At 48.2% G+C, this 3696-nt stretch carries 3 protein-coding genes; all 3 read left to right on the top strand.

Annotated features, from left to right (window positions below; all coding sequences use genetic code 11):
- A partial coding sequence (locus DW085_RS18560) for a site-specific integrase (RefSeq protein ID WP_147353998.1) occupies positions 1-1096 on the top strand: 1096 nt, incomplete at its 5' end.
- Between the two features lie 145 nt (positions 1097-1241).
- Positions 1242-2453 carry a site-specific integrase gene (locus tag DW085_RS18570; protein WP_055222189.1) on the top strand — a complete coding sequence of 404 codons (1212 nt, stop codon included), beginning with the start codon at positions 1242-1244 and terminating at the stop codon, positions 2451-2453.
- A 504-nt stretch (positions 2454-2957) separates the two neighbouring features.
- A partial coding sequence (locus DW085_RS18575; protein WP_118494337.1) for a phage antirepressor KilAC domain-containing protein occupies positions 2958-3696 on the top strand: 739 nt, incomplete at its 3' end.

Genomic DNA, 3696 nt, shown 5'->3' on the forward strand with positions numbered 1-3696 from the left:
AAGAACGAGAGAGGAACTGTACCAGAAGGAACAGGAAGCGATCCAGCAGATTGAGAACAAGACGTATCGCCGCAGTACACCTACAGTGGAGGAGTATTGCGAGAAATGGCTGCTGATGCAGTCGGCACAGATCAGGATGACAACGCTGATTGACTATACATCGAAAGTGAAGAACTACATCATCAAGCCATTGGGCGATATGCATATGGGAGATGTAACAGCAGATGACATTCGCCTGGCACTGTTGGAGGCATCGAAAAAGTCGGCATCCGTGTGCAAATCAGTGAACGTTCTATATAAGTGTATTTTCACGGCAGCAATGGAGAGTAAGATCATTGATGAGAATCCGACCATCTATCTGAAGAAGAATGTGGGCGGGATTCCCCAGAAGGATCGCCTCCCGCTTACGGATGAGCAGGTGGATAAGCTGCTGGATGCCATTTACGGCTTACCGCCGTATGTGTTCGTGATGCTGGGGCTGTACGCAGGATTGCGGAGAGAAGAAATCCTCGGACTTCAATGGGATTCGGTGTATCTTGATTGCGAGGCTCCGTACCTTACCGTTCGGAGAGCCTGGCATACGGAGCATAATCGTCCGGTGATTCTGACAGAGCTGAAAACAAAGGCAGCGCATCGGAATGTCCCTCTGCCGGACAATCTTCTGGAATGTCTGAAAGAGGCGAAGAAGACATCGACATCGGATTTTGTGGTTGCAAACCGGGATGGAGACCCGTTGTCCTATACGCAGTTCAAGAGATTATGGCAGTATATCGTAACCCGTACCACCAAGGAACGCTGCTATTACCGCTATGAAGATGGCAAGAGGGTGAAGCATACGGTGAAGCCGGTTCTGGGGCAAAAGGCAGCACACAATGGAAATGTGGTTTACAGTCTGGACTTTGAGGTGACTCCGCATCAGCTGCGGCACACCTACATTACGAATCTGATTCATGCTTCGGTTGATCCGAAGACGGTTCAGTATCTTGCCGGTCATGAAAGCAGCAAGATCACCATGGATATTTACGCCAAGGTGAAATATAATCGCCCAGAGCAGCTCGCAGGAGTGCTGGAAGATGCTTTTGCATCGTGGGATTAAGAGTAAATCAGAAAGAAATTAGGGCAGGGATGGTCAAAAATCCCTGCCTTTTTACATACATTCGACATCCTTGAAGGAAGTGCTGTACGCCATGATAATAAAAGTGACAACACGCAATGTATGAAGATAGATAGGAGGAGAACACATGGCTAAAGGGAAAAAGCGTCCTGCTGAACTTCCGGAATACGGAACAGTGATGATGAAAGGGGTACAGTATTACCGCACCCGGATTACAGATGCAGACGGAAAGAGAGTGGCGATTTACGGGCTGACACGCGAAGAATTGTATGACCGGGTGGAAGATGCCCAGAAGAAAATCGCGGAAGTGGTTTTCCATAGAGAGAATCCGACCGTGGAAGAGTACTGTGAAAAATGGTTGCTGATGCGGTCTGGAACGGTAAGAACTAATACGTTGGAAGGATACGCACGGATGGTGAATCGGTACATCGTGGGTCCGATTGGACAGATGTATATGGACGAGGTGACCACAGATGACCTGCGGCTGCTGATGGTTCCGTTATCAAAAGGTTCTTCCGGAATGTATGGTCAGCTCAATATGCTGATTAAGAACATTTTTAATTCAGCAGAAGAGAGCAAGGTGATTAAAGAGAATCCATCCAAAACGATTTGCGCAAGAGGCGGAAAGCCAGCGAAACGGCGCGAGGCTTTGACGGATGAACAGACTGCTATTTTGCTGGATAGCATTCGTGAGCTTCCACCGTATGTCTTCGTGATGATCGGTTTGTACGCGGGATTGCGTAGAGAAGAGATCCTTGGATTAAAATGGGACTGCGTATTCCTGGATGAAAAAACGCCGTACATTTCGGTAAGGCGTGCATGGCATGTGGAAGGCGGTGAGCCGGTAGTCAACACGCTATTGAAGACACCGGCAGCAAAACGAGATGTTCCGATTCCAAAATGCCTGGTAGCCTGTCTCAAGGAAGAAAGGGAAAAATCAGAATCGGAATATGTGATCTCGAATTCGAAGGGAACTGTTTTGACGGAAACACAGTTTGTGAGAGTCTGGAAGTACATAACAGTCCGTTCTACTGCAGAACGCTGTTATTACACTTATGTAAATGGACAGTCCATCAAGCATAGAATAAAGCCAAGGCTTGGTGAGCATCAGCCGAATAATCCCAAACTGGTGTATACGATGGACTTCAAGGTGACTCCGCACATGCTGCGGCACACCTACATCACCAATCTGATTTACAAAGGTGTTGATCCTAAGACGGTGCAGTATCTGGCAGGCCATGAGAACAGCAAAACGACTATGGACATCTATGCGAAAGTCAAGTACAATAAACCTGAGGAATTAAGCAGCGTTGTGAATGCTGCATTCGGGCTGCGTTAAACTGCACCAAAAATTTCGCGATTTCGTGGGTTTACCTATGGGTTTACTGAGAGAGGAAAGCCCGAAAAACCGCATGAATACTGGTCTTTTTGGATCAAGGTCAGGTGAGTACGGCCTCAAAGCCGCTCGTCGCGCACCTCAGTTCAGCAAGCGATAATCTACAACTTAAAAATGCTAAAAAAGCCCGGAAATACGCCATTTTCCGGGCTTTTTCTATGCCCCAAATTCTGTCTGGCCTGTTCGGTTTTGATGGAATTTGAACGGAAATTTATGGGTTTATAGTGGTCAAATTACTGGTGGACAAGCCCATTTTGACCTCTTATGGGTTAAATTACTGGTGGACAATAGGAGCAAATGAAGTCCAATTTTGCCATCGACTGACGAACACATACTTGACTGATTTACATAGAGCCTTGGCTCATTCTTTGCAAACGAGAATGGGTCGAGGCTCTATTTTTTTCGCCCGAAATCCGGCGAGACAAATTTGAGTAGGAGGTAACAGGTATGACGGATTTCAATCAGAAGACCCATGACACCGATGTGGGCAGTCATGGCGGAAAGTCGAGGCAGATGATGGAGGTGTTTGAGAACCAGGAGTTTGGTTCGATCCGCGTGTTGCAGGAGGCAGGCAAGACCTTCTTCTGTGCAAGCGATGTGGCGAAGGCGTTGGGGTATGTGAATCCCTACGCTGCTGTGAAACGCCATTGCAGAGGCCCCCTAACGAAACGCGAGGGGGTCGTGCAGAAGATGAATCAGTATGGGGATGTTGGAGAGCAGGTTGTTGAAATCTCCTTTATCACAGAAGGCGATGTTTACCGGCTGATCGTTCACAGCAAGCTGCCATCGGCAGAACGATTTGAACACTGGGTGTTTGATGAAGTTCTCCCGTCTATTCGCAAGCATGGTGTGTATATGAGCGATTCCATTTTGGATCAGGTGATTCAGCATCCGGAAGTCATCTACACCCTGGCGCAGGAGCTTGTAGCCGAGAGGGAGCAGCTTGAGGGTATCCGCAAACAGCTGGATGCGGCACAGCCCAAGGCAGACTACTTCGACACCTTTGTGAATCCGGAAGATTGCACCTGCATCCGAAATTTCTGTAAGGAAATCGGAATCCCGGAGAAGACGGCAGTGGCTCTCTTACTGGATCACCGCTATCTGTACCGCAGTCCAAGCGGCTGGCTGATGCCTTTTGCAGACAAATCTGCAAGGGGCTATTTTATTGTCCGGGATTGCTACGGCA

It is taken from the genome of Clostridium sp. AF50-3, from assembly GCF_003477445.1.
GTDB lineage: Bacteria > Bacillota > Clostridia > Lachnospirales > Lachnospiraceae > Otoolea > Otoolea fessa.

Excerpts from the sequence above, each read along its gene's own strand:
- DW085_RS18570 (WP_055222189.1), top strand. The coding sequence starts at position 1,242 with ATGGCTAAAGGGAAAAAGCGTCCTGCTGAACTTCCGGAATACGGAACA.